Consider the following 24,775-nt stretch of genomic DNA (forward strand, 5'->3'; position numbering starts at 1 on the left):
CGAGGCCACCGGCGGGGCGGGCCCGACATCGGCCCGCCCCACCTCCTCACCCAGCTACGGGTGCGACAGCTGTCCCGCCCCGGTCTGCCTGCGTATGCGCTTCTGTGCCCGCTCCGCGGCCCGTGCCTGGCGGCGGGCCGTGCGGAGCTCGCGGCGCAGGGCCCGGGCCGTGCTGCTGGGGGCGGACACCACTCCATGTCGCTGGCTCCACACCTGGCGCGTCACCCAGACGTCGAGCGCGCCCCAGGTCGCCACCACCGTGCTGGCCACACTGCTCAACACCATCGGGAAGGCCAGCCAGGATCCGGCGAGAGTGCAGAGGAAAGCGATGACCGCCTGGATCAGCGTGACCGCGATGATGAGCACCGCCCGCACCGCCGCCGTACGCACCGGATCGGGAAGCCGCCGACGGCGCGCTGGCTCCTCGACCCACAACGGCCGGTAGGACGACGTCCCGTACTGCTCCTCGTCCGTCGTGCCGCCCCGCCCGGCCGGCGGGGCATCGCCCCCGTCCACCGGGTCGCCCTCCTCCGCCGTGCTCCGGCCCCCGCCCGCCGGAGTACCGTGCTCCGGTGTCCGCGGGCCCCGTCGCGCCGTCGCGGGCGCCGCCGTGCCCGTCCCGCGCGTCTCGCGCTTCTCCGCCGTGCCCATCACCCTGTCACTCCCCACCGCCCGCAGACCGCTCGTCCCGGTGTCATCCGACTCCGGCTCCTCAGTGGCTGCCCGGCTTGCGCTCATCTACGCCGCCTGAGTGAGGCATACGGCACCTATGGCCGATTCCGCCCCCGGTTTCCCATACAGGAAGACGGCCGATGTGCCGCGAAGATTCCCGACCAACGCAAAATTCCGGCCAACCGGCCCGGATCCCCGATCCGTCGTCCGCCCGCTTCACACGCCGGATTCCGGGAGGCAATCTCCCGTAATGACGGGACAACCGCCCCTGTCCGGTTGGCTGTCCATGGGAGGTGCGCCCGGTCGGCCCTTCGAGATACCTGTGTGTCGGTAGTAGGCTCACGCCGTTTGTTGACGCACATGTGTACCCCCGGCCGGAGGGGGTCGAGCTGGGGGAGGCCATGCGCTTTCGCGGGAAGTCCATCCGCCGGAAGATCGTGGCGCTGCTTCTCGTGCCGCTGCTGTCCCTGACCGCCATCTGGGCGTTCGCAACCGTGATCACCGGCCGTCAGGCGCAGTCGCTGTTCAACGTCTCGTCAATTGTCGAGAAGGCGGGCTATCCCACCGAGGACACCGTCCGCGTGCTGCAGCAGGAGCGCCGCCAGACTCTCGTCTACCTCGCCGACCCGCGCGCCTCCCAAGCCCTCGCCGCGCTGCGCCGCAGCCGAGCCGCCACCGACGAGGTCGTGGCCAAGCTCCGTCGCAACAGCAAGGACGAGAACCTGCACGACGTCATGGGAGAAGGCACCGCCGAGAATCTCGCCTCGCTCCTGGACGCCCTCGACGGAATCGATTCGCTGCGCCGCAGCGTCGAGGACGGCACCGTCAACGGCTCCCAGGCGCTCGACCTCTACAACCGCCTGGTCGACCCCTGCTTCACGCTGCTGGCCGATCTGCACATCCTCGACAACGTGGATGTGGACAAGCAGGGCCGCGCGCTCGTCAACGTCTTCCGCGCCCGGGAGCTGCTCTCCCGAGAGGACGCCCTGCTGGGCTCCGCGCTCGTTTCGGGCCGGATCACCCGCGAGGACATCCACGACGTCTCCGACCTCGTCGCCCAGCGCGCCGTGATGTACGACGTCAGCCTGCCGCTGCTGCCGGACTCGGAGAGCGAACGCTTCCAGGGCTACTGGAAGAACGCCGACACCGCACCCCTGCGCGTGGCCGAGCAGGCCCTCGTCAACGCCACCCCCGGCACCCCGCACGGCGTGAGCGCCAAGAGCTGGGACGAGGCCGCCGGCCAAGTCCTCGACCGGCTCGACAGCATGAGCACCCAGGCGGGCGACCGTTACCAGGAGCGCGTCCGCCCCTTCGCCGTCGACGTCATCATCAAGGCGGCCGTCGCGGGCGTCCTCGGCCTCGGGGCCCTGCTGGTCTCACTGATCATGTCCGTACGCATCGGCCGCGGCCTCATCCGCGATCTACGCCGGCTGCGTCTGGAGGCCCACGAGGCGTCCGGGGTGCGGCTGCCCAGCGTGATGCGCCGTCTGTCCGCGGGCGAACAGGTCGACGTCGAGACAGAGGTGCCCCGCCTGGAGTACGACAAGAACGAGATAGGCGAGGTCGGCCAAGCCCTCAACACCCTTCACCGCGCCGCCGTCGAGGCCGCCGTCAAGCAGGCCGAGCTGCGCGCCGGGGTCTCCGAGGTCTTCGTCAACCTCGCCCGCCGCAGCCAGGTCCTGCTGCACAAGCAGCTCAGCCTGCTCGACGCGATGGAACGCAGGACCGAGGACACCGAGGAACTCGCCGACCTGTTCCGCCTCGACCACCTCACCACGCGCATGCGCCGCCACGCCGAGGGCCTGGTCATCCTCTCCGGCGCCGCGCCCTCCCGGCAGTGGCGCAAGCCCGTCCAGCTCATGGACGTCGTACGCGCCGCCGTCGCCGAGGTCGAGGACTACGAGCGCATCGAGGTGCGCCGACTGCCCCGTGTCGCCGTCACCGGCCCCGCGGTCGCCGACCTGACCCACCTGGTGGCCGAACTACTGGAGAACGCCACGGTGTTCTCGCCGCCGCACACCGCCGTCCAGGTCGTCGGCGAACGCGTCGCCAACGGATTCACCCTGGAGATCCACGACCGCGGCCTCGGTATGGCGGCCGAGGCGCTCCTGGACGCCAACCTCAGGCTCGCCGAGACCCCCGAGTTCGAGCTCTCCGACACCGACCGGCTCGGCCTCTTCGTGGTCAGCCGGCTCGCGCAGCGGCAGAACGTCCGTGTCTCCCTGCAGCCCTCCCCGTACGGCGGCACCACGGCGGTCGTCTTCATCCCCGACGGCCTGCTGACCGACGACTCCCCCGACACCAACGGCATCGGCTTCCGTCTCGACCGCGCGCTGCCCGACCAGGAGGCCGAAGCCCAGGAGGAGCCGGGGCGGTCCCAGGGGCCCGTCGCGCTCCCCGGCCTTCCGGCGTCGGTCCTGGACGGGCCGGTCGAACTGGAGGCACCCGTCGACCTGGACACGCTCGGCGACTTCCCGGTCGCCCTCGACGACGAGGACGGCGAACGCGGCGGCCTGTTCCGCCCACGCCGCTCCCTGGCGGAAGCGCCGGGCGGACAGCACCAGCAGGCCCGCGACCCGCGGCGCGAACCCGCCCGTCCCGACGACACCGACTCCGTCCACGCGGGCGCCCCGGTGCCCCTGCCGCGCCGCCGCACTCCCAAACTCGTCAGCTCGCACGGCCGCCCCGTCACCGGATCGGGACCCCGGCGCGGGGGATCCGACGAGGGAACCGAGCCGCTCGACCGGCGCGTGACGGAACTCCAGGAGGCCAGGCGCTCCTCCGGTCGCTCCGGGGAACCCGGGGGAGGCGCCGCACGTCCGCACGGTGATCGCTCCGAAACCCCCGCCCTGCCGCAGCGGCGCCGTACCCGGCCCCCGGCCGACCCGGACGGGACCAACCCGCACCCGGACACGGCGGCCGGAACGGCAGAATCGGCCGCGGGCGCGCTGCCCCGGCGGGTACGGCAGGCCAGCCTTGCCCCGCAGCTGAAGGAAGGCCCCGACCGGCGCGCCGAAGGCGAGCGGTCCGGCGCCGCGCATCGGCCGGGTCTCGCCGAGCGCGACGCCGACGAGGTCCGGAGCCGTTTCGCCTCGCTCCAGCGGGGCTGGCAGCGCGGCCGCGAGGAGAACGCCGTGGGCGACGAGGCCCAGGACGGCTCAGCACGAGGAACGACAGAGAGGGACGGTCGATGACCGCACCGAAGGCCGCAGGGCCCAACGCGACCAAGGGGTCGGGAGAGCTGAACTGGCTCCTCGACGACCTGGTGGAGCGCGTCGCCAGCATCCGCAAGGCGCTCGTGCTCTCCAGTGACGGCCTGCCCACAGGGGTCTCCAAGGAGCTGAGCCGGGAGGACAGCGAGCACCTGGCCGCGGTCGCCTCCGGATTCCACAGTCTCGCCAAGGGCGTGGGCCGGCACTTCGACGCGGGCGGAGTCCGCCAGACCGTCGTCGAACTCGACAAGGCGTTCCTGTTCGTGACGGCCGCCGGCGACGGCAGCTGCCTCGCCGTCCTCGCGGACGCCGACTCCGACGTCGGTCAGGTGGCGTACGAGATGACCCTCCTGGTCAAGCGGGTCGGCGCACATCTGGGCGCGGCTCCGCGCACCGATCTGCCCACGGGTGGGTAGTGGGATGACATGAGCGGAGACGGTCAGGGAAGCAGCCACTGGTTCGACGACGAGGCCGGACCGGTCGTGCGCCCGTACGCCATGACGCGCGGCCGCACCAGCCACGAGGTCCAGCACCGTCTCGACCTGATCGCGGTGGTCGTCGCGGAGCCGTACGTGGACGACCCCGAAGCGGACCCGTCGCTGTCCCCGGAACACGTGGACATCGTCGAGCTGTGCCGTGACACCCCCCAGTCGGTCGCCGAACTCGCCGCCGAACTCGATCTGCCCGTCGGCGTGGTGCGGGTCCTCGTCGGGGACCTCATGGACGAGGAACTGGTGCATGTGTCGCGTCCCGTGCCGCCCGCCGAACTGGTGGACGAGAGCATCCTGCGCGATGTGATCAACGGCTTGCGCGCCCTGTGATCGAGGGTTTCCGCCCGCTCCCGGTGAGCGCGCGGAAACCCCGGCCGTCACGGCGGCCGGCCGCCGGAGCTCGGCGGAGGCCGGTCCGCCGGAGTGGGGAGACACGTGCGGGCGGTGTCCGCAACCGGGGCGGAGCATCGCGCCGCCTGGTCGGGCGGGGTGCGCGCGGCCGTCGCGCAGGCTTCCTCGGACCGGCGTCGAGAGGGCCCTCCCGTTATGATCTGAGTGATCGTCGACGACCAACCGCAGCGTGCCGATCAGCCGCCTGCGGACACGGTTGCTGGAAGCGCGATCGGAGAGACGGACGTGACCAGGGGCTGGCAGTTCTGGGTCGACCGCGGCGGCACCTTCACCGACGTCGTCGCCCGCCGCCCGGACGGCCGTCTGCTCACCCACAAGCTGCTGTCGGACAACCCCCACCGGTACGCCGACGCGGCAGTCGCGGGCGTACGCGAGCTCCTCGACGACGGCGGGCCGATCGACGCCGTCCGCATGGGCACCACGGTCGCCACCAACGCCCTCCTGGAACGCAAGGGCGAACGCACCCTGCTCGTCATCACCCGGGGCTTCCGCGACGCCCTGCGCATCGCCTACCAGAACCGGCCGGGCATCTTCGCCCGCGCCATCGAACTGCCCGAGCTGCTGTACGAGCGGGTCGTCGAGGTCGACGAGCGCATCGCCGCCGACGGCAGCGTCCTGCGCGCCCCCGACCTGGACGCTCTCGCCGGGGCGCTCCAGGAGGCGTACGACGACGGGATCCGCGCCCTCGCCGTGGTCTGCATGCACAGCCATCTGCACCCCGCCCACGAGCAGGCCATCGGCGAGCTGGCCACCCGTACCGGCTTCCCGCAGATCTCGCTCTCCAGCGAGGTCAGCCCGCTGATGAAACTGGTCCCGCGCGGCGACACGGCCGTGGTCGACGCCTACCTCTCGCCCGTCCTGCGCCGCTACGTGCAGCATGTCGCCGATGAACTCGAAGGCGTGCGGCTCATGTTCATGCAGTCCAACGGCGGGCTCGCGGAGGCCGGGCAGTTCCGCGGCAAGGACGCCATCCTGTCCGGGCCCGCGGGCGGCATCGTCGGCATGGCCCGGATGTCGCAGCTCGCCGGCTTCGACCGCGTCATCGGCTTCGACATGGGCGGCACGTCCACCGACGTCTCGCACTTCACCGGCGAGTACGAACGCGTCTTCACCACCCGGATCGCAGGCGTCCGGCTCAGGGCGCCCATGCTGGACATCCACACGGTCGCGGCGGGCGGCGGCTCGATCCTCCACTTCGACGGCTCGCGCTACCGCGTAGGGCCGGACTCGGCGGGCGCGGACCCGGGGCCCGCCTGCTACCGGGGCGGTGGCCCGCTCACCGTCACCGACGCCAACGTCATGCTCGGCCGCATCCAACCCGCCCACTTCCCGAGGGTGTTCGGCCCCGACGGCGACCAGCCCCTGGACGACGCACTGGTCCGTGACCGCTTCACCGCCCTGGCACGCGAGATCCGTGAGCGGACGGGGGACGACCGCACCCCCGAACAGGTCGCCGAGGGCTACCTGCAGATCGCCGTCGCGAACATCGCCAACGCCGTCAAGCGGATCTCGGTGCAGAAGGGCCACGACGTCACCCGCTACGCGCTCACCACCTTCGGTGGAGCGGGCGGCCAGCACGCGTGCAGGGTCGCCGACTCGCTGGGCATCCGCACCGTCCTCGTGCCGCCCATGGCCGGCGTGCTGTCCGCGCTCGGCATCGGGCTCGCCGACACCACGGCCATGCGCGAACAGTCCGTCGAGGTGCCCCTGGAGCCGGCCGCGATGCCCGGCGTCCGGAAGACCGCCGACGACCTGGCAGGCGCCGCCCGCGCCGAACTCCTCGCCGAGGACGTGCCCGAGGACCGCATCCGGATCACCCGCAGGGCCCAGCTGCGCTACGACGGCACCGACACCACCCTCACCGTCGAGCTGACCGAGCCCGACACGATGCGTCACGCCTTCGAAGAACGTCATCGCGCCACGTACTCCTTCACGCTCGACCGCCCGATCGTCGTCGAAGCCCTCTCCGTGGAAGCCACCGGCATCACCGAACCCCCCGATCTCTCCGCCCTCGCCCCGTACGAAGGCCGCTCCGCCGCCCCCGGGACCGTCCGCCTCCACACGGGCGGCGCCTGGCGCGACGTACCTCTCCACCGCCGGGAGCACCTGCCCCCCGGCGACACCGTCACCGGCCCCGCGATCATCACCGAGGCCGGCGCGACGACCGTCGTCGACGACGGCTGGCGGGCCACGGCGACCGACGACGGGCATCTGGTCATGGAACGCGTGGCGATTACGGAGAGTTCCGATCTCGACACGAAAGCCGACCCGGTTCTCGTCGAGCTCTTCAACAACCTCTTCATGTCCATCGCGGAACAGATGGGCGCCCGCCTGGAGTCCACCGCCCAGTCCGTCAACATCAAGGAGCGCCTGGACTTCTCCTGCGCCCTGTTCGATCCCGAGGGCAACCTGGTCGCCAACGCCCCGCACATTCCGGTGCACCTGGGCTCGATGGGCACCAGCGTCAAGGAGGTCGTCCGGCGGCGCGGGGGCAGCATGCGCCCCGGCGACACCTACGCGGTCAACGACCCGTACCACGGTGGCACCCACCTGCCCGATGTCACCGTCATCACCCCGGTCTTCGACACCGAGGGCGAGCGGATCCTCTTCTACGTCGCCTCCCGCGGCCACCACGCGGAGATCGGCGGCATCGCTCCCGGCTCCATGCCCGCGCACAGCCGCACGATCGAGGAGGAGGGCGTCCTCTTCGACAACTGGCTGCTCGCCCAGACAGGCCGCTTCCGGGAGGAGGAGACGTTCCGCCTGCTCACCGGGGCGCCCCACCCGTCGCGCAACCCGAAGACGAACCTCGCCGACCTGCGTGCCCAGATCGCCGCCAACCAGAAGGGCGTCGACGAAGTCCGCCACATGATCGAGGACTTCGGGCTCGACGTCGTCCAGGCGTACATGAAGCACGTCCAGGACAACGCCGAGGAAGCCGTCCGCCGCGTCATCGACGCCCTGGACGACGGCGCGTACGCCTACGAGACCGACTCCGGCGCGGTCATCCGCGTCCGCGTGCGCGTGGACCGGGACAACCGCTGCGCGACCGTCGACTTCAGCGGTACGTCCCCGCAGCTGACCACCAACTTCAACGCGCCCTTCTCGGTCGTCAACGCCGCCGTCCTGTACGTCTTCCGCACCCTGGTCGCCGACGACATCCCCCTCAACGACGGCTGTCTGCGCCCCCTCGACATCGTCGTGCCGCCCGGCTCGATGCTGGCACCCGAGTCCCCGGCCGCCGTCGTCGCCGGCAACGTCGAGACCTCCCAGGCCATCACCGGCGCCCTGTACGCGGCACTGGGCGTGCAGGCCGAGGGCTCCGGCACCATGAACAACGTCACCTTCGGCAACGACCGATACCAGTACTACGAGACCGTGGCCTCGGGCTCGGGCGCGGGCGACGGCTTCCCGGGAGCACCCGTCGTACAGACCCACATGACCAACTCGCGTCTGACCGATCCCGAGGTGCTGGAGTGGCGACTGCCGGTCGTGCTGGAGGAGTTCGCGGTACGGTACGGCAGCGGCGGCGCCGGCCGCTGGCGCGGCGGGGACGGTGCCGTCCGCCGCATCCGGTTCCGGGAGCCGATGTCCGTCTCCACGCTCTCCCAGCACCGCAGGATCCCGCCCTACGGGATGGCAGGCGGCGAGCACGGAGCGCTCGGCGCCAACCGCGTGGAACGCGCGGACGGGAGCGTGCTGCACCTGAGAGGCAGTGATTCGGCAGACGTCGGCCCGGGCGACGTACTGGTCATCGAAACCCCCGGCGGCGGAGGCTACGGACCGCCGCCGACCAACCCCCACCGAGCAGGAGAAGAGAACGATGATCTTCGGGCGCAGTGAGCGCGGCAAGCCTCCGGTCGAGCCCGTCACGCTCAAGATCCTCGTCGCCGGCGGATTCGGCGTGGGCAAGACGACCCTCGTCGGCGCGGTCAGCGAAATCAGGCCGCTGCGCACCGAGGAGCTGCTCACCGAGGCGGGCCGCCCGGTCGACGACACCAGCGGCGTGGAGGGCAAGCACACCACCACCGTCGCCATGGACTTCGGGCGCATCACCCTCCGCGAGGACCTGGTGCTGTACCTGTTCGGGACGCCCGGCCAGGACCGCTTCTGGTTCCTGTGGGACGAACTGGCCAGCGGTGCCCTGGGGGCCGTGGTCCTCGCCGACACCCGTCGCCTGGAGGACTGCTTCGCCGCCGTCGACTACTTCGAGCGCCGTGCCATACCGTTCGTCGTCGGCGTCAACTGCTTCCAGGGCGCCGCCCGTCACCGGGCCGAGGACGTACGACGGGCCCTGGACCTGGATGACGACGTCCCGGTCGTCCTCTGTGACGCCCGCGACCGGGAGTCGGTCAAGGAGGTCCTGATCGAGGTCGTCCGGCACGCCATGGCGCACACGGCCGACCGTCGCGAGAGCGTCACCGGCTGATCCGGCGGTGGGGCACGTGCGGCCCGTACCCCCGCCGACCGGGGTACGAGCCGCAGCGGTGCACGCGCGCGTGACGCACGTGGGGCGCACGCACGCGTGGAGGGCAGCTCAGTCCACCCCGTCCTCGTGCCAGCCGAAACTCTTCTCCACGGCCTTGCGCCAGTTGTGGTACTCGCGGTCGCGCACCGACGCCTCCATGGCGGGCCTCCACTCGACGTCCTGTTGCCAGTGCGACTTCAGCTCGTCGAGGTCGTTCCACACACCCGTCGCGAGCCCCGCGGCGTACGCGGCGCCCAGGCACGTCGTCTCGGAGACCTTCGGACGGATCACGGGCACGTCCAGCACGTCCGCCTGATGCTGCATCAGCAGGTTGTTCTTCGTCATGCCGCCGTCGACCTTCAGCGTGGTGATCTGCACGCCGGAGTCCTGGTACATGGCGTCCACGACCTCGCGGGTCTGCCAGCTCGTGGCCTCCAGCACCGCTCGCGCGAGATGTGCCTTCGTGACGTACCGCGTCAGGCCGGTGATCACACCGCGCGCGTCGGAGCGCCAGTACGGCGCGAACAGGCCCGAGAACGCGGGCACGATGTACGCTCCGCCGTTGTCCTCCACGCTCGCCGCCAGCGTCTCTATCTCGTCCGCCGTACGGATGATGCCGAGCTGGTCGCGGAACCACTGCACCAGGGCGCCCGTGATCGCGATCGAGCCCTCAAGACAGTAGACCGGAGCCTCACCGCCGATCTTGTAGCCCATGGTCGTCAGCAGCCCGTTCTTCGACGGCACCGGCCGGTTGCCGGTGTTGAGCAACAGGAAGCTGCCCGTGCCGTAGGTGTTCTTCGCCGTGCCCACGTCGTAGCAGGCCTGCCCGAACACGGCGGCCTGCTGGTCCCCCAGTGCCGACGCGACCGGCACGCCCGTCAGCTGCCCGACGGCGGTCCCGTACACCTCGGAGGACGACCTGATCTCCGGCAGCACGGCCTCCGGGACGTTCATGGCGGACAGGATCGAGGAGTCCCACTGGAGCGTCTCCAGGTTCATCAGCATGGTGCGCCCGGCGTTGGTGACGTCGGTGACGTGCCGGCCGCCGTCCGTGCCGCCGGTCAGGTTCCAGATGAGCCAGGAGTCGATGGTGCCGAAGGCGATCTCGCCGCGCTCGGCGCGGGCCCTGAGGCCGGGCACGTTGTCGAGCAGCCAGGCCGCCTTGGGCCCGGAGAAGTAGCTCGCGAGCGGCAGTCCGGTCTGCTCACGGAAACGATCCTGCCCGTCCGAGCCACCGAGTTCGTTGCACAGCGCGGCGGTCCTGGTGTCCTGCCAGACGAGCGCGTTGTGCACGGGCTTGCCCGTGGCGCGGTCCCACAGGACCGTCGTCTCCCGCTGGTTGGTGATGCCGAGCGCGCTGATCTGGTCGGCGCGCAGCCCGGCCTTGGCGATCGCGCCCGCGACCACCGCCTGCACCTTGGACCAGATCTCCGTGGCGTCGTGCTCCACCCAGCCGGGCTTGGGGAAGATCTGGCGATGCTCGCGCTGGTCGACGGCGACGATCGCGCCGCTGTGGTCGAAGACGATGCAGCGGCTGGACGTGGTGCCCTGGTCGATCGCGGCGACGTACTGCTGGGCGTTGTCCGTCATGACGTCCCCTTCGTCAAGGGTCAGAAGGCTGCTTTGTACACAAGGGCCGACAGCACACCGCCGATCAGCGGTCCCACCACCGGTATCCAGGCGTAACCCCAGTCCGACGTCCCCTTGTTGGGGATCGGCAGCAGGGCGTGGGTGATGCGCGGGCCGAGGTCGCGGGCCGGGTTGATCGCGTACCCGGTGGGTCCGCCGAGGGAGAGACCGATGCCGACGACCAGCAGGGAGACGAGCAGGATGCCGATGCCCGAGCCGTACGCCGTCTGCGTGCCGGGGATCGGGCCGATGCCGGTGCCGAGGTTCTTGCCGAAGAACAGGATCGGCAGCACCAGACCGACGGTCGCGATGATCTCGGTGATCAGGTTGGCGACCGGCTTGCGGATCTCCGGGGCCGTGGAGAAGATCCCGAGCGTGGGCAGGGCCTTGTCCTCCTCGGCGTTGGCCTGGAACTGGGCGAAGTAGAGCAGCCAGGTCAGGACGGCACCGAGGATCGCGCCCGCCATCTGGCCCAGCAGGTAGTACGGGACGTCCGCCCACTTGGTGATGCCGGCGATCGCGAGGCCGACGGTGACCGCCGGATTGAGGTGACCGCCGGACTTCGGAGCGGCGCTGTAGGCGCCTGCGAGGACGCCGAAGCCCCAGCCGAAGGCGATGACGACCCAGCCCGCGCCCTTGGCCTTGGAGTGGTTGAGGGTGACAGCGGCGCAGACTCCCGCGCCGAACAGGATGAGGATGGCCGTTCCGATCAACTCGCCGACGAAAATGCTTCCATGGGTCATGGCGGCTCCTAGGCCCTCGCCCGGGGCGGTCCCGCCCCGTGTCCGTCCTCCGTGCAGGGTGCGTTTCCCTTGGCGACTTCAGCCGAAGGCAGGGAGGGCGCCGCGCCCCGCCCGGCGTCCGCGACGAGCGTGCCTGTGCAGCCGAATCGCCCGTGGGGGATGACCGTCCTACTGGCGTGGGCCTCGGGGCGCACTTCTGAATACGCCCTAATGCGGCGATGCCGACTGACATCCGGAAGTTTTCCCCTGCTCCCAGGGAGCGTCAAGGTCAGCGACGGCAATGGTTGAGCGCTAAGAGCTCTAAGTCCGGCGGCCCTGGGGACCGGGTGGCCGGGGTGGGGGTGGCCGGGGATCGACCGGGGCTCGCGGGGCGGTGGCGCGGAGGCCGGCCCCCGATCGCTACCCGCAGGTCCGGGGCGTCGGCTACGCGCAGGTCCGCGGCGTCGGCGAGGTGCCCCGCGGCCGCGCGGGCGAGACGGTCGCCCGCGACCGGCACCGGCCGAGCGGAAGCTCGCCGCAGGGCCGCGCCGGGTCATGGCCCGGGCCCCGTGGACCTCGGCCCCAAAGAACGTCCGTCTACGCCGGGGCCACCACCGAGCCCCGGCGTATCTCATGGCCCGGCAGACCGGCCCGGCCCAGGACCCAACTCGCGCCGGTCAGCGCCTTCGCGGCCTGCTTGAGAGGTGCGAGACAAGCCGCCGCCTGACGGTGGTCGGTCACGCTGCCGGGTGCGCACAGCACCGTGGCCAGGGACAGCGTGACGGTGCGCCCACCGGCCGACCAGGGTGCGTCCAGCACCGATGCCGCCAGCGGATCGAGTCCTTCCGGATCAGCCAGCACCAGGAAGTCGTCCCCGCCTATGTGCCCCACACGGGTGCTCCCGGAGGCGGCGCCCTGCAGAGCCCGGCCCACCGCGCGAATCAGTTCGTCGCCCGCGGCGAACCCCGCCCCGTCGTTGACCTGCTTGAATTGGTCGACGTCCAGCCAACTCAGCGCGAACATCCGCCCGTCCGCGATCCGCCGGTCCACCTCACCGGTGATCGCGTCCGAACCGGGCAGCCGGGTCAGCGGATTGAGCCCCGCCGCCTCCTCGACCCGGTTCTCGGCCAGTGCGCGTACGAGATCCGCGAGGCGTACGACGCCCACGCACCGCCCGCAGTGGTCGACCACCGCCACGTCGTCCGAGGTGCGGTCCCGTTCTCCGTCCGCCACCACGTCGAGCACCTCCCACGCCGTGGCCTCGACGCCGACCGTACGCGGCGGATCACCGAGCTTCGTGGCCGGCCGGTCGGCGTACAGGGCATGTCCGTAGCGCCCCGACATCGACAGCAGGAAGCGCGAGCGGTGCACCGAACGGATCGGGACCCCGGCCGGATCCACCAGTAACACCCCCGACACGTCGGGCGACCCGGTCAGCAGCGCTCGCACCTGCCCGGCCGAGGCCGTGGCGGGCAGCAGCGCGGCGGGACGCAGGAACTGCCGTACGGACGGCCCGGTGCGCGGTGTCGCCACCGCGGAAGAGGGCAGCGCGGGAACGTATACGTCGGCGGCGGGCCGCCGTGACGGCGGCGCGAAGAGATCGCCCTGCGCCAACTGCGCCCCTGCCGCCCGCATGGCCGCGCACTGCCGTTCGGTCTCCACGCCCTCCACCGACAGCAGCGCGCCCAGCTGCTCGCACAGCGTGCGCATGCCCCGCACCGCGGCAGGTCGCGTCAGCAGGGACGCGTCCAGCTTCATCAGGTCCGGCGCCATGTCCGACAGCAGCCGCAGCGGTACGTCGCCGTCGCCTACGCCGTCCGCGCAGATCCGGAAACCCTGGCCGCGCAGTACCGCGACGGCTTCCAGCAGCGCGCGGTGCGGCACGTGCGTGTACGGCGGTCCGATGTCGACCGTCACCTCCCACGGCAGGCGCCCCGCCTCGTGCACGGTGTTCCGCAGCGCGGCGAGTCCACCCAGATCGGCGAGGGTCGCCGCGAACACGTTGACGTGCAGCGGCAGCAGCGTCTCCTTGCGTGCCGCCGCGCTGACCGCCAACGCGGCCAGGTTCCCGTCGAGTTCGGGGTCCCGGCGAGCCTGCGCGAGGACGTCGCCGGTCTCCGGGCGCGCGAGTATCTCCAGCGCCGCAACCCCTCCGGTCGTCAGGTTGACCACCGGCTGGAAGGCGAAGCGGAGAGTATCCGTCCAGGAGGGCACGGGAGCATGATGACGCCGTCGGCGCGCGCCGAGACCCAGTTCACGACCTGTTCACACAGGATTCCCGGCCGCTCACGGAGCGTATGAAGGGCGCCTGGCCAGGATGAGCAGATCGCTGTCGTACGAAGACCGGGGCGGCCCTGCCCGTGGCCCCTGCCGTCCGGGTCGCGTGCGGACCGGCGCCGTACCGGGTCACCGGACCGCGATCACGGCGGACCCGTGCCCGAACAGCCCCTGGTTCGCGGTGATCCCGACCCGTGCCCCCGCCACCTGCCGGTCGCCCGCGTCGCCTCGCAACTGCCAGGTCAGCTCGCACACCTGGGCGATCGCCTGAGCCGGAACGGCCTCCCCGAAGGACGCCAGCCCACCGCTCACGTTGACGGGTATGTGCCCTCCGAGCGCCGTGGCCCCGTCCCGCAGCAGCTTCGCCGCCTCGCCTTCCCCGCACAGGCCCAGATCCTCGTACCACTGCAGCTCCAGGGCGGTGGACAGGTCGTAGACCTCGGCGAGGGAGAGGTCCCCGGGGCCGACCCCCGCCTCCTCGTACGCGGCCCGCGCGATCGACGCGCGGAACGTCTCGCCCGCCGGCTCGACCGCCACCGCCGAGTCCGTCGCGATGTCCGGCAGATCGAGCACGGTGTTGGGGTAGCGCGGCGTCACCGTCGACACCGCCCGGATCCGCACCGGGTCCGTCACTCCGTGCCGTCGCGCGAACTCCATGCTGGACAGCACGAGCGCCGCTCCGCCGTCCGAGGTCGCGCAGATGTCGAGCAGCCTGAGGGGATCGGCGACGACCGCGGAGGCGGCGACCTCCTCGGCGGTGACCCGCTTGCGGTAGCGGGCGTTCGGATTGAGCGCTCCCAGGGCCGCGTTCTTCACCTTGACCCGGGCGAAGTCGTCCACCGTGTCCCCGTGGACGGCCATCCGCCGGCGCGCGTACAGCCCGAAGTACGCCGGATTCGTCGCCCCGAGGACCCGGAACCGCAGCCAGTCCGGATCGTCGGGCCGGTCGCCACCCGCGGGACGGAAGAACCCCTTGGGCGCGGAGTCCGCACCGACCACGAGCACCACGTCGGCGAGTCCCGAGAGGATCTGCGCCCGTGCCGTGCCGATGGCCTGAGCTCCCGACGCGCACGCCGCGTACACGCTCGCGACGCGCGCCCCCTGCCAGCCGAGCGCCTTGGCGAACGTCGCCCCCGCCACGTACCCGGGATAGCCGCCCCGCACCGTGTCCGCGCCCACGATCGAGCCGACGTCCCGCCAGTGGACCGCCGCGTCGGCGAGCGCCGCGCGCGCCGCGGCCGTCCCGTACAGGACGAAGCTGCGTCCCCACTTCCCCCAGGGGTGCATGCCCGCGCCGAGCACCGCCACGTCCTGCGTCATACCGCCACCCCCGTCGGCCGCCAGTGCCATGTCGTCCAGGTCGTCTCCGCGTCCTCGCTCAGCACGCCGGGGACGACCTCCACCTCCATGCCCACCGCCAGATCGGCGACGGTCACCCCCGGAACCGCCTGCCCGAGCACCACGATCCGCTCTGCTTCCAGCTCCACCGCGACCAACGCGCAAGGCTCCCACGGAAGTTCCGGATTCGTCACATAGGGTGACGGAGGCCGGTATCGGGTGTCGGTGTACGACCAGATTCGCCCTCGTCCGGACAGTGACACTTCGGCGAGATCCCGGCCCCCGCACCCCGGGTTGCGACACAAGTCGTTCTCGCGCGGGAAGAACACCGACCCGCACGTCGTACACCGTGTGCCGACAAGACGGAAGTCGTCCCCATCGCCGGCGAACCAACCGGCCATCACGGGCATGCGGACACGCGACATGACCCCTCCCGGCATCGGATCTGAGAGAATCTGACGAAACGTCAGAAGTCTGCCATGGGCTCCCGCGAAACGGCAGGTGTGCGGAGAACCACATGGCCCGTACCGGCGTCGGTGTATCGGTGGGACGGCCGGGGCCCACGGGGGTGGTTTCGGCCGTCCCGCTCCGCCGAGGCGCTTCAGTGGCCTTCCGGGGCCAGACGCCCTCCAGCGACCTCCCCGGGCAGACGCCCTCCGTGTGATCGGCTACAGTCCGCCACGTGTCCGAATCTCCGTTCCCATCCGCCGACTCCGTGCCGGACTCCCACTGCACCAGTTGCGGTGCGGCCTATGGAGTGGGCGTGGCCGGCTGGCCCCGCACCTGCGCCGCATGCGGCTCGGTGGCCTACCGCAACCCGCTGCCCGTCGCGGTGGCCCTCCAGCCCGTGTACGACACCAAGGGCACGGCCCTGGTCGTCATCACCCGAACCATCGCTCCCGCGCGTGGCGGCATCGCCCTCCCCGGAGGGTTCATCGACCACCGGGAGGACTGGAGGCATGCCGTCGTCCGTGAGCTGAAGGAGGAGACCGGCATCGACGCGGCCGCCCGCGATGTGCGGCTCGTCGACGCGATGAGCTCGCCCGACGGCCATCTGCTGCTGTTCGGGCTCCTCCCCGAGCGACCGGCCGCGGACCTGCCGCCGTCCGTCGGCACGGACGAGACGGAGGGCTGGCACCTACTGCGCCGGCCGGCCGAACTCGCCTTCCCGCTGCACACGCTGGCGGTGCAGGGGTGGTTCGAGGGCCGCTACGTGTGAGCCGCGGGCGGGACGGCACCCCCGCGCGTCCCGCCTGATCGGGCCGGGTGACATCGCGTGCGTCCCGCCGACGCCGGTTCGTGCGCACATCGCGGGTGTCCCGCCCGTGTCACTCCCGGCCGCGGCCCCGCACACGCACCGGTCGGGTGGGCTCGCCGCGGCCTTCGGCGTCGTCCCGCTGGACGACCACCTGTCGGCTCTTCCACCGCGTCACATACCGCTCGATCTCCGGCTCGGCCCAGCCGTCGCCCGCGTCCGGCACCACCGTTCCGCCGCCGGACCGCCCCCGCGCGGGCGCCCAGACCTCCAGCTCCAGGCCGCCGTCCTCACCCCGCACGGGCAGGACGGCGCCCGCGCGCGCGAGCACCGGAATCCGCCCCGAAGGGGCGTCGATCAGTACCTGGCCGGGCCCTTGGTACGCCTCCTCGGTCGCCGTGTCGTACCACCGCCCGCGCGGCAGCAGCACCGTCCGGCGGACCACGCCGGGATCCAGTACCGGCGCCACCAGGAGGCCCTCGCCGAGCAGGAAGGCGTCCTCGCAGTCCCTCAGTGCCCGGTCCTCCGGCGTGCCCCACCACAAGGGCCGCACATAGGGCGCGCCGGTGCGCCGCGCCAGATGCGCCAGAGTGACGAAGTACGGCAGCAGACGACGCCGTTCGGCGAGCGCCACGCGCGCGTGCTCGAGGACCTCGTCGCCGAACTCCCAGGGCTCCCGGCGCCCCGCCCGCAGACTCGCGTGTGTACGAAACAGCGGCAGGTACGAGGCGAGCTGGAACCAGCGCAGGTACAGCTCCGGCGACGGGCTGCCGTCGAAGCCGCCGACGTCCGGCCCGGAGTACGGGACCCCGCACAGTCCGAGGCCAAGCACGAGCGACAGTGAGGCTCGCAGTCCGGGCCAGCCCGTGGCCACGTCCCCGGACCAGGTCCCCCCGTAGCGCTGCATGCCCGCCCACCCCGAGCGCGAGAAGAGGAACGGTCTCTCCTGGGGGGCCAGGGCGCGCAGGCCCTCGTACCCGGCCCGGGCCATGCACAACCCGTACACGTTGTGCGCCTCTCTGTGGTCACCGCCACGGCCCTCCAGGACGTGCCGGGCCGAGCGGGGCAGGGTGTTCTCCCCGAAGGCCGTGAACGACACCGGCTCGTTCATGTCGTGCCAGAAGCCCGCGAAGCCCTGCGCGAGGCGTTCCTCGTAGAGCCCGCCCCACCACCGCCGCACGCGCGCGTGCGTGAAGTCGGGGTACACCGCTTCCCCGGGCCACACGACGCCTTCCACGAGCCGCCCGGAGGCGTCCCGTACGAACGCGTCCTCGGCGCTGCCGCTGTCGTACACGGCCTGGCCCGGCTCGGCCTTGACCGCGGGGTCGACGATCGACACGAGGCGGATCCCGTCCCGGCGCAGTTCCTCGGCGAGCACCGGCAGCTTCGGGAAGCGCGTCCGGTCGACCGTGAACACCCGGTGGCCGTCGTAGTGGTCGATGTCGAGATGAACGGCGTCGAGCGGAAGTCCGCGCTCCTGGTAGCCCGCGACGATTCGCCGCACCTCCTGCTCGCTGCCAAAGCCCCACCGCGCGTGATGATGACCCAGCGCCCACGCGGGCGGCAGGGCGGGAGCCCCGGTCAGGGACGCCCAGACGAGCAGCACGCGCGCGGGCGTTCCCACCATCACCCAGCAGCGCAGCGGTCCGCCGTCCATCCGGACCTCGCAGGTGCCCACCCGGTCGTGTCCGGAGCCGGCGCCCTCCGCGCCCTCCCGCAACGTCACCGTGCCGTCCCACGAGGTGTCGTGGAACACCAGATGCGTGGCCGCGTCGGCGACCACCACCTGCACCGGCATCGTGATGTACAGGGGATCGTCGGCGGGCCCGAAAGGCCGCGCCGGGTCCGTGTTCCACAGCCGGTACGTGCCGTCCCGCAACCGAGGTCCCGAGGCCCGCCCGCCGAGCCCGAAGAACCGTGCGTCCGGCGCGACTTCGGACCGCTGCATCCAGCGCGCACCGCCCCCGTCCACCGGCTCCCACCACCGGGGCGGCAGATCCCGGCGCAGGGTCACCCCACCCGGCGTGCGCACCTCGATCGCGCCGTGCCTCGACACCACGACCGTGACGCGCTCCGCCACGACGCGCCAGCCGCCGTCCTTGTCCGGCTCCAGCACGGCCCGCGGATCCGGCTCGGGTCCGGGGCCCGCGAGCGCGTACGACGGCTCCGGCGCGGCCCCGTCCCAACCCCAGAACACGGCCCCGTTCACGGCGACCGTGATCCGAAGCTCGGCCCGGGCGAACCGTACGATTCCACCTCCGGGTCCGGGCTCCACGTCCTGCACAGGTCCGGGCACCCGTGCCCGCTCCGCACCTCGCCGCGGCAACCCGGTGGCGTCGGCCCGCCTCCTGCGCCACGCGGCCCGCATCGTGCGCAACCCCTGGGCCGCACCCCCCGAACCGACCGCCTTCACCGAACCCACCAGGTCACGACCGTCCATGCTGCTCACCCTGCCATTGACGTCCCCGCACAGGGGCGCCGTTCAACTGTCGTTCACCCGTGGCGAGAGCACATCTGCACGATGCCGACTATGTGGGGCGCACCCTGGTGCAGAAGTCGATCACATGGCATCGTCCGTGTCAGCCGCGTAACGCGCACACCCCAGCTCGTGCGCGACCGACGCACACGACGCGCACAGTCCGGGAGCCGCCCCATGACCTCAGCGAACCCCACGCCCCTCTGGCAGCCCGACGCGGACCGCATCGCCCGGGCGCAGATCACCAGGTTCCAGGCCTGGGCGGCCGAACACCACGGAGCCCCGGCCGAGGGCGGTTACGCGGCCCTGCACCGCTGGTCGGTGGCCGAGCCGGACACCTTCTGGAAGGCCGTCACCGAGTGGTTCGAGGTACGGTTCTCCACCCCCTACGCGCGCGTGCTCGGCAACCGCTCCATGCCGGGAGCGGAATGGTTCCCCGGCGCGACCCTGAACTACGCCGAACACGCCCTCCGTGCGACGGCCACCCATGGCGACGAACCGGCTCTCCTGGCCGTCGACGAGACGCACGAGCCCCGTCCGGTCACCTGGTCCGAGCTGAGCCGCCAGGTCGGCTCCCTCGCTGCCGAGCTGCGCGCCCTCGGCGTACGCCCGGGAGACCGCGTCAGCGGTTACCTCCCCAACATCCCGCAGGCCGTCGTCGCCCTCCTCGCCACGGCCGCCGTCGGCGGTGTGTGGACCTCCTGCGCACCCGACTTCGGCGCGCGGAGCGTCCTGGACCGCTTCCAGCAGGTCGAACCCGTCGTCCTGTTCACGGTCGACGGCTACCGATACGGCGGCAAGGAGCACGACCGCCGTGAGACCGTCGCCGAGCTGCGCCGTGAGCTGCCCACCCTGCGCGCCGTCGTCCACATCCCGCTGCTGGGCACCGAGGCCCCCGAAGGCGCCCTCGAGTGGTCGGCCCTGACCTCGGCGGACGTCGAGCCCGTCTTCGAACAGGTCCCGTTCGACCACCCGCTGTGGGTGCTGTACTCCTCGGGCACCACCGGTCTGCCCAAGGCCATCGTCCAGTCCCAGGGCGGCATCCTGATCGAGCACCTCAAGCAGCTCGGCCTGCACTGCGACCTGGGCCCCGGGGACCGGCTCTTCTGGTACACGTCCACCGGCTGGATGATGTGGAACTTCCTCGTCTCCGGCCTCCTGACCGGCACCAGCGTCGTCCTGTACGACGGCAGCCCCGGCCATCCCGACACGGGAGCCCAGTGGCGGGTCGCCGAACGCACCGGGGCAACCCTCTTCGGTACGTCCGCCGCGTACGTCATGGCCTGCCGCAAGGCCGGGGTGCACCCGGCGCGCGACTACGACCTCACCCGCGTGCAGTGCGTGGCCACGACCGGCTCACCGCTGCCGCCCGACGGCTTCAGCTGGCTGCACGACGAGGTCCGCGACGACCTGTGGATCGCCTCCGTCAGCGGTGGTACAGACGTCTGTTCCTGCTTCGCGGGAGCCGTACCGACCCTCCCGGTGTACCTCGGCGAGCTCCAGGCGCCCGGCCTGGGCACCGACCTGCAGTCCTGGGACCCCAGCGGCAGGCCCCTGATCGACGAGGTGGGCGAACTGGTCGTCACCAACCCCATGCCCTCCATGCCGGTCCGCTTCTGGAACGACCCCGACGGCAGCCGCTACCACGACAGCTACTTCGACATGTATCCGGGAGTGTGGCGCCACGGCGACTGGATCACCGTCACCTCCCGCGGCTCCGTGATCATCCACGGCCGCTCGGACTCCACACTCAACCGCCAGGGCGTCCGCATGGGTTCGGCCGACATCTATGAAGCCGTCGAGCGCCTTCCCGAGATCAGGGAGTCCCTCGTCATCGGCATCGAACAGCCCGACGGCGGCTACTGGATGCCCCTGTTCGTCCACCTGGCCGACGGGGCCGTCCTGGACGACGCCCTCCTGAACCTCATCAAGCGGACCATCCGCGAGCAGCTCTCACCACGCCACGTCCCCGACGAGATCATCGAGGTCCCGGGCGTCCCGCACACCCTCACGGGCAAGCGCATCGAGGTCCCGGTCAAGCGCCTTCTCCAGGGCACGCCCCTGGAGAAGGCCGTCAACCCGGGCTCCATCGACAACCTCGACCTGCTGCACTTCTACGAGGAGCTGGCCCGCAAGCGAGCCTGATGTCTGCCCCCGCCACCGGACGACCCGACCAACCCCCGCAGGCGTTGTCAGTGGCGCCGGTTACGGTGAGTGAGAATCGATCGACTGCACGTAGGGGGAATCATGCAGCACACCGAGCACCGGGCCATGCGTCGCGTCCTGCGCCGCGAAATGGCGGGCACCATCGGCCTCCTGACCGACGAGGACGACTTCACCGCGATGCGGCGCTACCGCACCTTCACGTTCGACGACCACACCACCTACCTCCACCAGGTGGAGGACTTGCTCAGGACTCTCGCCGCGCAGGGGAGCCACACCACGGTCGCCCTCTTCGACCCGCAGGAGTTCGCCGACTTCTGCGCCGACAGCGGGCTGGAACCGGACGCCCCGACCAGTCGCACCCGCTTCACGGCCGAACTGGCCGCCACCGGACCGACCGTTCCCTACGAGGGACAACCACTGGCCGAACTCGTCCCGAACCTGATCGACGAAGCCGTACGACGGGCCACCTGGCAGTACGCGACCACGGTGCTCGCCCACCTCGGCGCCTGCGCCTCCTGCGGAGAGGACATCGGACGCGCTGCCTTCGCGCAGGCATCGCGGCTGCTCACCCGCATCCTCGACACCGCGAGCCCCGGCCACCGCCACCTTGTGTGCAGTGTCTCGGCGGCACCCGAGACCCTCGTCGCGGCGCTCCACGCCGACGAGGACCCCGACGGCACCACCCGCCTCGACGAGACCGAGGCGCTCGAATTCACCTCTGTCCTCGCCCTGGGCATCGCCACCCACAGCGCCGGCGGACTCGTCATGCGCACCACCGCACCCGACATGACGGACCGCGTCTACGGCTGGCGCCTGCGCGGAGAACGTCTGGAACCGCTCACCGCGGGAGAGGTCTTCGACGCCTACTGCACCGACATCGAGTCGGGTGACCTCGTCTCCCCGGAATCGGGCGTCGACTACTGCGCCCCACCGGACCTCGGGATCGACGGCGACCCGAGGGGCCACACGCATGGAGACGGGCCACACGCATAGAACCCGCGAGTCGAGGAGAATGATCCGCAGGCACCGAGCGGCCGGGGGGTGCCTGAACCGGCGAGGGGCGCCCCACCCGCAGGTGGAGCGCCCCTTGGCACGACGCACTGAGCGAGGTCCCGTCCCGGCTACTCGCCGGACAGCACCGCCTGAGCCGCCCTGCGTGCCTCGTCAGCGCTGTCGGTGGCACGCGCGGCCGCCGCGGCACGCTCGCACTGCGCCAGCGTGTACTTCGCCAGCGTCGCCCGGACATAAGGAATCGAAGCCGCACCCATGGACAGGGAGGTGACACCCAGACCGGTCAGCACACACGCCAGCAGCGGGTCCGACGCGGCCTCACCGCACACACCGCAGCTCTTGCCCTCGGCCTTCGCCGCCTCGGCGGACAGCGCCACCAGGTCGAGCAGCGCGGGCTGCCACGGATCCTGCAGCCGCGACACCGCGCCCACCTGGCGGTCCGCGGCGAACGTGTACTGCGCGAGGTCGTTGGTGCCCAGCGACAGGAACTCGACCTCCTGCAGGATCGAGCGAGCCCGCAGCGCGGCCGACGGGATCTCCACCATGGCGCCGAACTTCGCCTGCAGACCGGCCTCACGGCACGCGTCCGCGAACGCCTTCGCATCGATGCGGTCGGCGACCATCGGCGCCATGACCTCAAGATAGACCGGCAGCCCCTCCGCGGCCTTCGCGAGCGCGGTCAGCTGTGTGCGCAGGACTTCGGGGTGCTCCAGCAGCGCCCGCAGACCACGTACGCCCAGCGCCGGGTTGGGCTCGTCCCCCGGCGTCAGGAAGTCCAGCGGCTTGTCCGCGCCGGCATCCAGCACTCGCACGACGACACGGCCCTCGGGGAAGGCCTCCAGAACCTGCCGGTACGCCTGGACCTGCTTCTCCTCGGACGGCGCGTTCTTGCTGTCGTCGAGGAACAGGAACTCCGTACGGAACAGACCGACGCCCTCGGCCCCGGCCTCCACGGCGGCCGGCACATCCACGGGACCGCCGATGTTCGCCAGCAGCGGCACCTTGTGGCCGTCGGCGGTGGCACCCGGTCCGCTGGAGGTCGCCAGGGCGGCCCTACGCTCGGCGGCCGCGGCTTCGAGCTGCGTCTTCTTCTGCTCGCTCGGGTTCACGAAGATCTCACCGGTGCTGCCGTCCACCGCGATCACCGTGCCCTCGGCGAGCTCACCGGCACCCGGAAGCGCCACGACGGCCGGAACACCGAGCGCCCGCGCCAGGATCGCGCTGTGGCTGGTCGGCCCGCCCTCCTCGGTGACGAAGCCGAGCACCAGGGCCGGGTCGAGCAGGGCCGTGTCCGCAGGCGCCAGGTCGCGAGCGACGAGGACGTACGGCTCGTCGCTGTCCGGTACACCCGGCATGGGCACTCCGAGCAGGCGTGCGACGATACGATTCCGCACGTCGTCGAGGTCGGCCACGCGACCGGCGAGATACTCCCCGGCACTCGCCAGCAGCTCGCGGTAGGCGGCAAACGCGTCGTACACCGCGCGCTCCGCCGTACTGCCGACGGCGATACGACGGTCCACATCCGCCATCAGCTCGGGGTCCTGGGCCATCAGGGCCTGAGCCTCCAGGACCGCCTGGGCTTCACCTCCCGCCAGGTTGCCGCGCGCGACAAGGTCGGCTGCCACAGCGTCCACGGCCTGACGGGCGCGCCCCTGTTCACGCTCCGCGTCCTCCGCGGGAATCTGCTTCGCCGGGGGCTCCAGCACGGCCGTCCCCATGTGCCGAACCTCGCCGATCGCCACCCCGTGGCTCACACCGACGCCTCGCAGCGTTGTCTCCATCTCACCCGTCTCCGAATCATGCGGCGGGACCCGCCACCGCGATGGTTGTCTGTTCTGCCGTTCCATACGGCGTCGGCGTCCAGTACGGCGCTGACGTCACTGCCAGGCGAAGAGCTGGTCGCCCGCCTTCACATCGCCGTCCTCACGGAGACCGGAGAGGGAGTCGGCCATGGCCTCGAGGGCCACGACCGGGCACACCGGAGACTTGCCGGCCTGCTCGACGGCGGCGGGGTTCCAGCGCACGACGGCCTGACCACGTGCCACGGTGTCGCCCTTGTTGACGAGCAGCTCGAAACCCTCGCCGTTGAGCTGCACGGTGTCGATGCCCAGGTGGGTCAGTACACCGTGACCCTCTCCGTCCACTACGACGAAGGCGTGCGGGTGGAGCGAAACAATGACCCCGTCCACGGGGGAGACGGCCTCCAGGGGCTCACGCACGGGGTCGATCGCCACGCCCGGCCCGACCATCGCTCCTGCGAAGACGGGGTCGGGCACTGCGGCCAGCTCGATCGCACGTCCTGCGAGAGGGGACGTCACGGTGGTCATGGGAAGCCTCCCAGGGGTGGAGATCCATATGGGCCGTCGCTGCCTGTCCCGGACGGCGCACTGGTGTGCAGCGTATGTCATATGAACTGCGGGTTCCGCATGAGACGAAGCGGTTGGCCACCCCAGGAACGCCGCGTGAACGATTTGCGCCTCGTACACGGGCCCGTGTACAGTCGTACCCCTGCCTGAGGCCGAGCGCTGCGAGCAAGCGGCCTGGCCCGGCAGCACCCAACTCGTTCAGATCCTGATCTCGGGATCACTTCTGCATGTCCGCAGAACGGTGGTCAGAGAGACGGAAAAACGCTGGTAGAGTTGGAAAC

17 protein-coding genes are annotated in these 24,775 nt (G+C 71.4%); 8 read left to right on the top strand and 9 right to left on the bottom strand.

The genetic code is table 11. The features are described 5' to 3' along the window. Positions 1-54 precede the first annotated feature (54 nt). Positions 55-651: a hypothetical protein gene (locus ASC56_RS20775; RefSeq protein WP_055493020.1), complete on the bottom strand. Its 597-nt coding sequence runs from the start codon at positions 649-651 to the stop codon at positions 55-57. 422 nt (positions 652-1,073) lie between these two features. Here ASC56_RS20775 and ASC56_RS20780 point away from each other — a divergent pair, with 422 nt between their 5' ends. The 5 genes from ASC56_RS20780 to ASC56_RS20800 all read left to right on the top strand — a co-directional run bounded on the left by ASC56_RS20780 (position 1,074) and on the right by ASC56_RS20800 (position 9,215). Beyond that, a complete protein-coding gene (locus ASC56_RS20780; protein ID WP_055493021.1) occupies positions 1,074-3,866 on the top strand; it encodes a nitrate- and nitrite sensing domain-containing protein in 2,793 nt (930 codons plus the stop codon). After that, positions 3,863-4,300 carry a roadblock/LC7 domain-containing protein gene (locus ASC56_RS20785; protein ID WP_055492967.1) on the top strand — a complete coding sequence of 146 codons (438 nt, stop codon included), beginning with the start codon at positions 3,863-3,865 and terminating at the stop codon, positions 4,298-4,300. Before ASC56_RS20780 ends, ASC56_RS20785 begins: the two co-directional genes overlap by 4 nt. A 9-nt stretch (positions 4,301-4,309) precedes the next feature. After that, entirely contained in the window at positions 4,310-4,705 is a 396-nt protein-coding gene (locus ASC56_RS20790; RefSeq protein WP_055492968.1) for a DUF742 domain-containing protein, read from the top strand. Between the two features lie 306 nt (positions 4,706-5,011). Continuing rightward, positions 5,012-8,629: a hydantoinase B/oxoprolinase family protein gene (locus ASC56_RS20795; protein ID WP_055492969.1), complete on the top strand. Its 3,618-nt coding sequence runs from the start codon at positions 5,012-5,014 to the stop codon at positions 8,627-8,629. Further along, positions 8,610-9,215, top strand: coding sequence for an ATP/GTP-binding protein (locus tag ASC56_RS20800; protein WP_055492970.1), 606 nt, complete (start codon positions 8,610-8,612; stop codon positions 9,213-9,215). Before ASC56_RS20795 ends, ASC56_RS20800 begins: the two co-directional genes overlap by 20 nt. Positions 9,216-9,323: 108 nt before the next feature. Here the strand turns inward: ASC56_RS20800 and glpK are convergent, their stop codons facing one another. The 5 genes from glpK to ASC56_RS20825 all read right to left on the bottom strand — a co-directional run bounded on the left by glpK (position 9,324) and on the right by ASC56_RS20825 (position 15,645). Beyond that, the gene (gene glpK, locus ASC56_RS20805; RefSeq protein WP_055492971.1) at positions 9,324-10,844 is read right to left on the bottom strand and encodes a glycerol kinase GlpK; all 1,521 of its coding nucleotides are present in this window, start codon (positions 10,842-10,844) and stop codon (positions 9,324-9,326) included. A gap of 20 nt (positions 10,845-10,864) precedes the next feature. Further along, positions 10,865-11,626, bottom strand: a complete 762-nt coding sequence (locus tag ASC56_RS20810; protein ID WP_055492972.1) for an MIP/aquaporin family protein — start codon at positions 11,624-11,626, stop codon at positions 10,865-10,867. 576 nt (positions 11,627-12,202) lie between these two features. Beyond that, the gene (locus tag ASC56_RS20815; RefSeq protein ID WP_055492973.1) at positions 12,203-13,819 is read right to left on the bottom strand and encodes a GGDEF domain-containing protein; all 1,617 of its coding nucleotides are present in this window, start codon (positions 13,817-13,819) and stop codon (positions 12,203-12,205) included. A gap of 192 nt (positions 13,820-14,011) precedes the next feature. Continuing rightward, a complete protein-coding gene (locus tag ASC56_RS20820) occupies positions 14,012-15,202 on the bottom strand; it encodes a lipid-transfer protein (protein WP_055493022.1) in 1,191 nt (396 codons plus the stop codon). Further along, positions 15,199-15,645 (bottom strand): Zn-ribbon domain-containing OB-fold protein, encoded by a 447-nt coding sequence (locus ASC56_RS20825; RefSeq protein WP_371330202.1) that lies wholly within the window; start codon positions 15,643-15,645, stop codon positions 15,199-15,201. Before ASC56_RS20825 ends, ASC56_RS20820 begins: the two co-directional genes overlap by 4 nt. A 257-nt stretch (positions 15,646-15,902) precedes the next feature. On the opposite strand from ASC56_RS20825, the gene ASC56_RS20830 reads away from it, so the two are divergent. Continuing rightward, positions 15,903-16,439, top strand: coding sequence for an NUDIX domain-containing protein (locus ASC56_RS20830; RefSeq protein ID WP_055492974.1), 537 nt, complete (start codon positions 15,903-15,905; stop codon positions 16,437-16,439). Positions 16,440-16,548: 109 nt separating this feature from the next. On the opposite strand, the gene ASC56_RS20835 is transcribed toward ASC56_RS20830, so the two are convergent. Beyond that, the gene (locus ASC56_RS20835; RefSeq protein WP_055492975.1) at positions 16,549-18,915 is read right to left on the bottom strand and encodes a TIM-barrel domain-containing protein; all 2,367 of its coding nucleotides are present in this window, start codon (positions 18,913-18,915) and stop codon (positions 16,549-16,551) included. Between the two features lie 213 nt (positions 18,916-19,128). Here ASC56_RS20835 and ASC56_RS20840 point away from each other — a divergent pair, with 213 nt between their 5' ends. Together ASC56_RS20840 and ASC56_RS20845 are read left to right on the top strand one after the other, a co-directional pair. Next, positions 19,129-21,096, top strand: a complete 1,968-nt coding sequence (locus tag ASC56_RS20840; protein WP_055492976.1) for an acetoacetate--CoA ligase — start codon at positions 19,129-19,131, stop codon at positions 21,094-21,096. Between the two features lie 102 nt (positions 21,097-21,198). Further along, positions 21,199-22,110, top strand: a complete 912-nt coding sequence (locus ASC56_RS20845; protein WP_055492977.1) for a hypothetical protein — start codon at positions 21,199-21,201, stop codon at positions 22,108-22,110. 128 nt (positions 22,111-22,238) lie between these two features. Here ASC56_RS20845 and ptsP read toward each other — a convergent pair whose 3' ends face one another. Together ptsP and ASC56_RS20855 are read right to left on the bottom strand one after the other, a co-directional pair. After that, a complete protein-coding gene (gene ptsP / locus ASC56_RS20850) occupies positions 22,239-23,909 on the bottom strand; it encodes a phosphoenolpyruvate--protein phosphotransferase (protein WP_055492978.1) in 1,671 nt (556 codons plus the stop codon). 96 nt (positions 23,910-24,005) lie between these two features. Beyond that, positions 24,006-24,455 carry a PTS glucose transporter subunit IIA gene (locus ASC56_RS20855; RefSeq protein ID WP_055492979.1) on the bottom strand — a complete coding sequence of 150 codons (450 nt, stop codon included), beginning with the start codon at positions 24,453-24,455 and terminating at the stop codon, positions 24,006-24,008. Between the last annotated feature and the right edge of the window lie 320 nt (positions 24,456-24,775).

The organism is Streptomyces sp. TP-A0356, from assembly GCF_001417775.1.
Classification (GTDB): domain Bacteria; phylum Actinomycetota; class Actinomycetes; order Streptomycetales; family Streptomycetaceae; genus Streptomyces.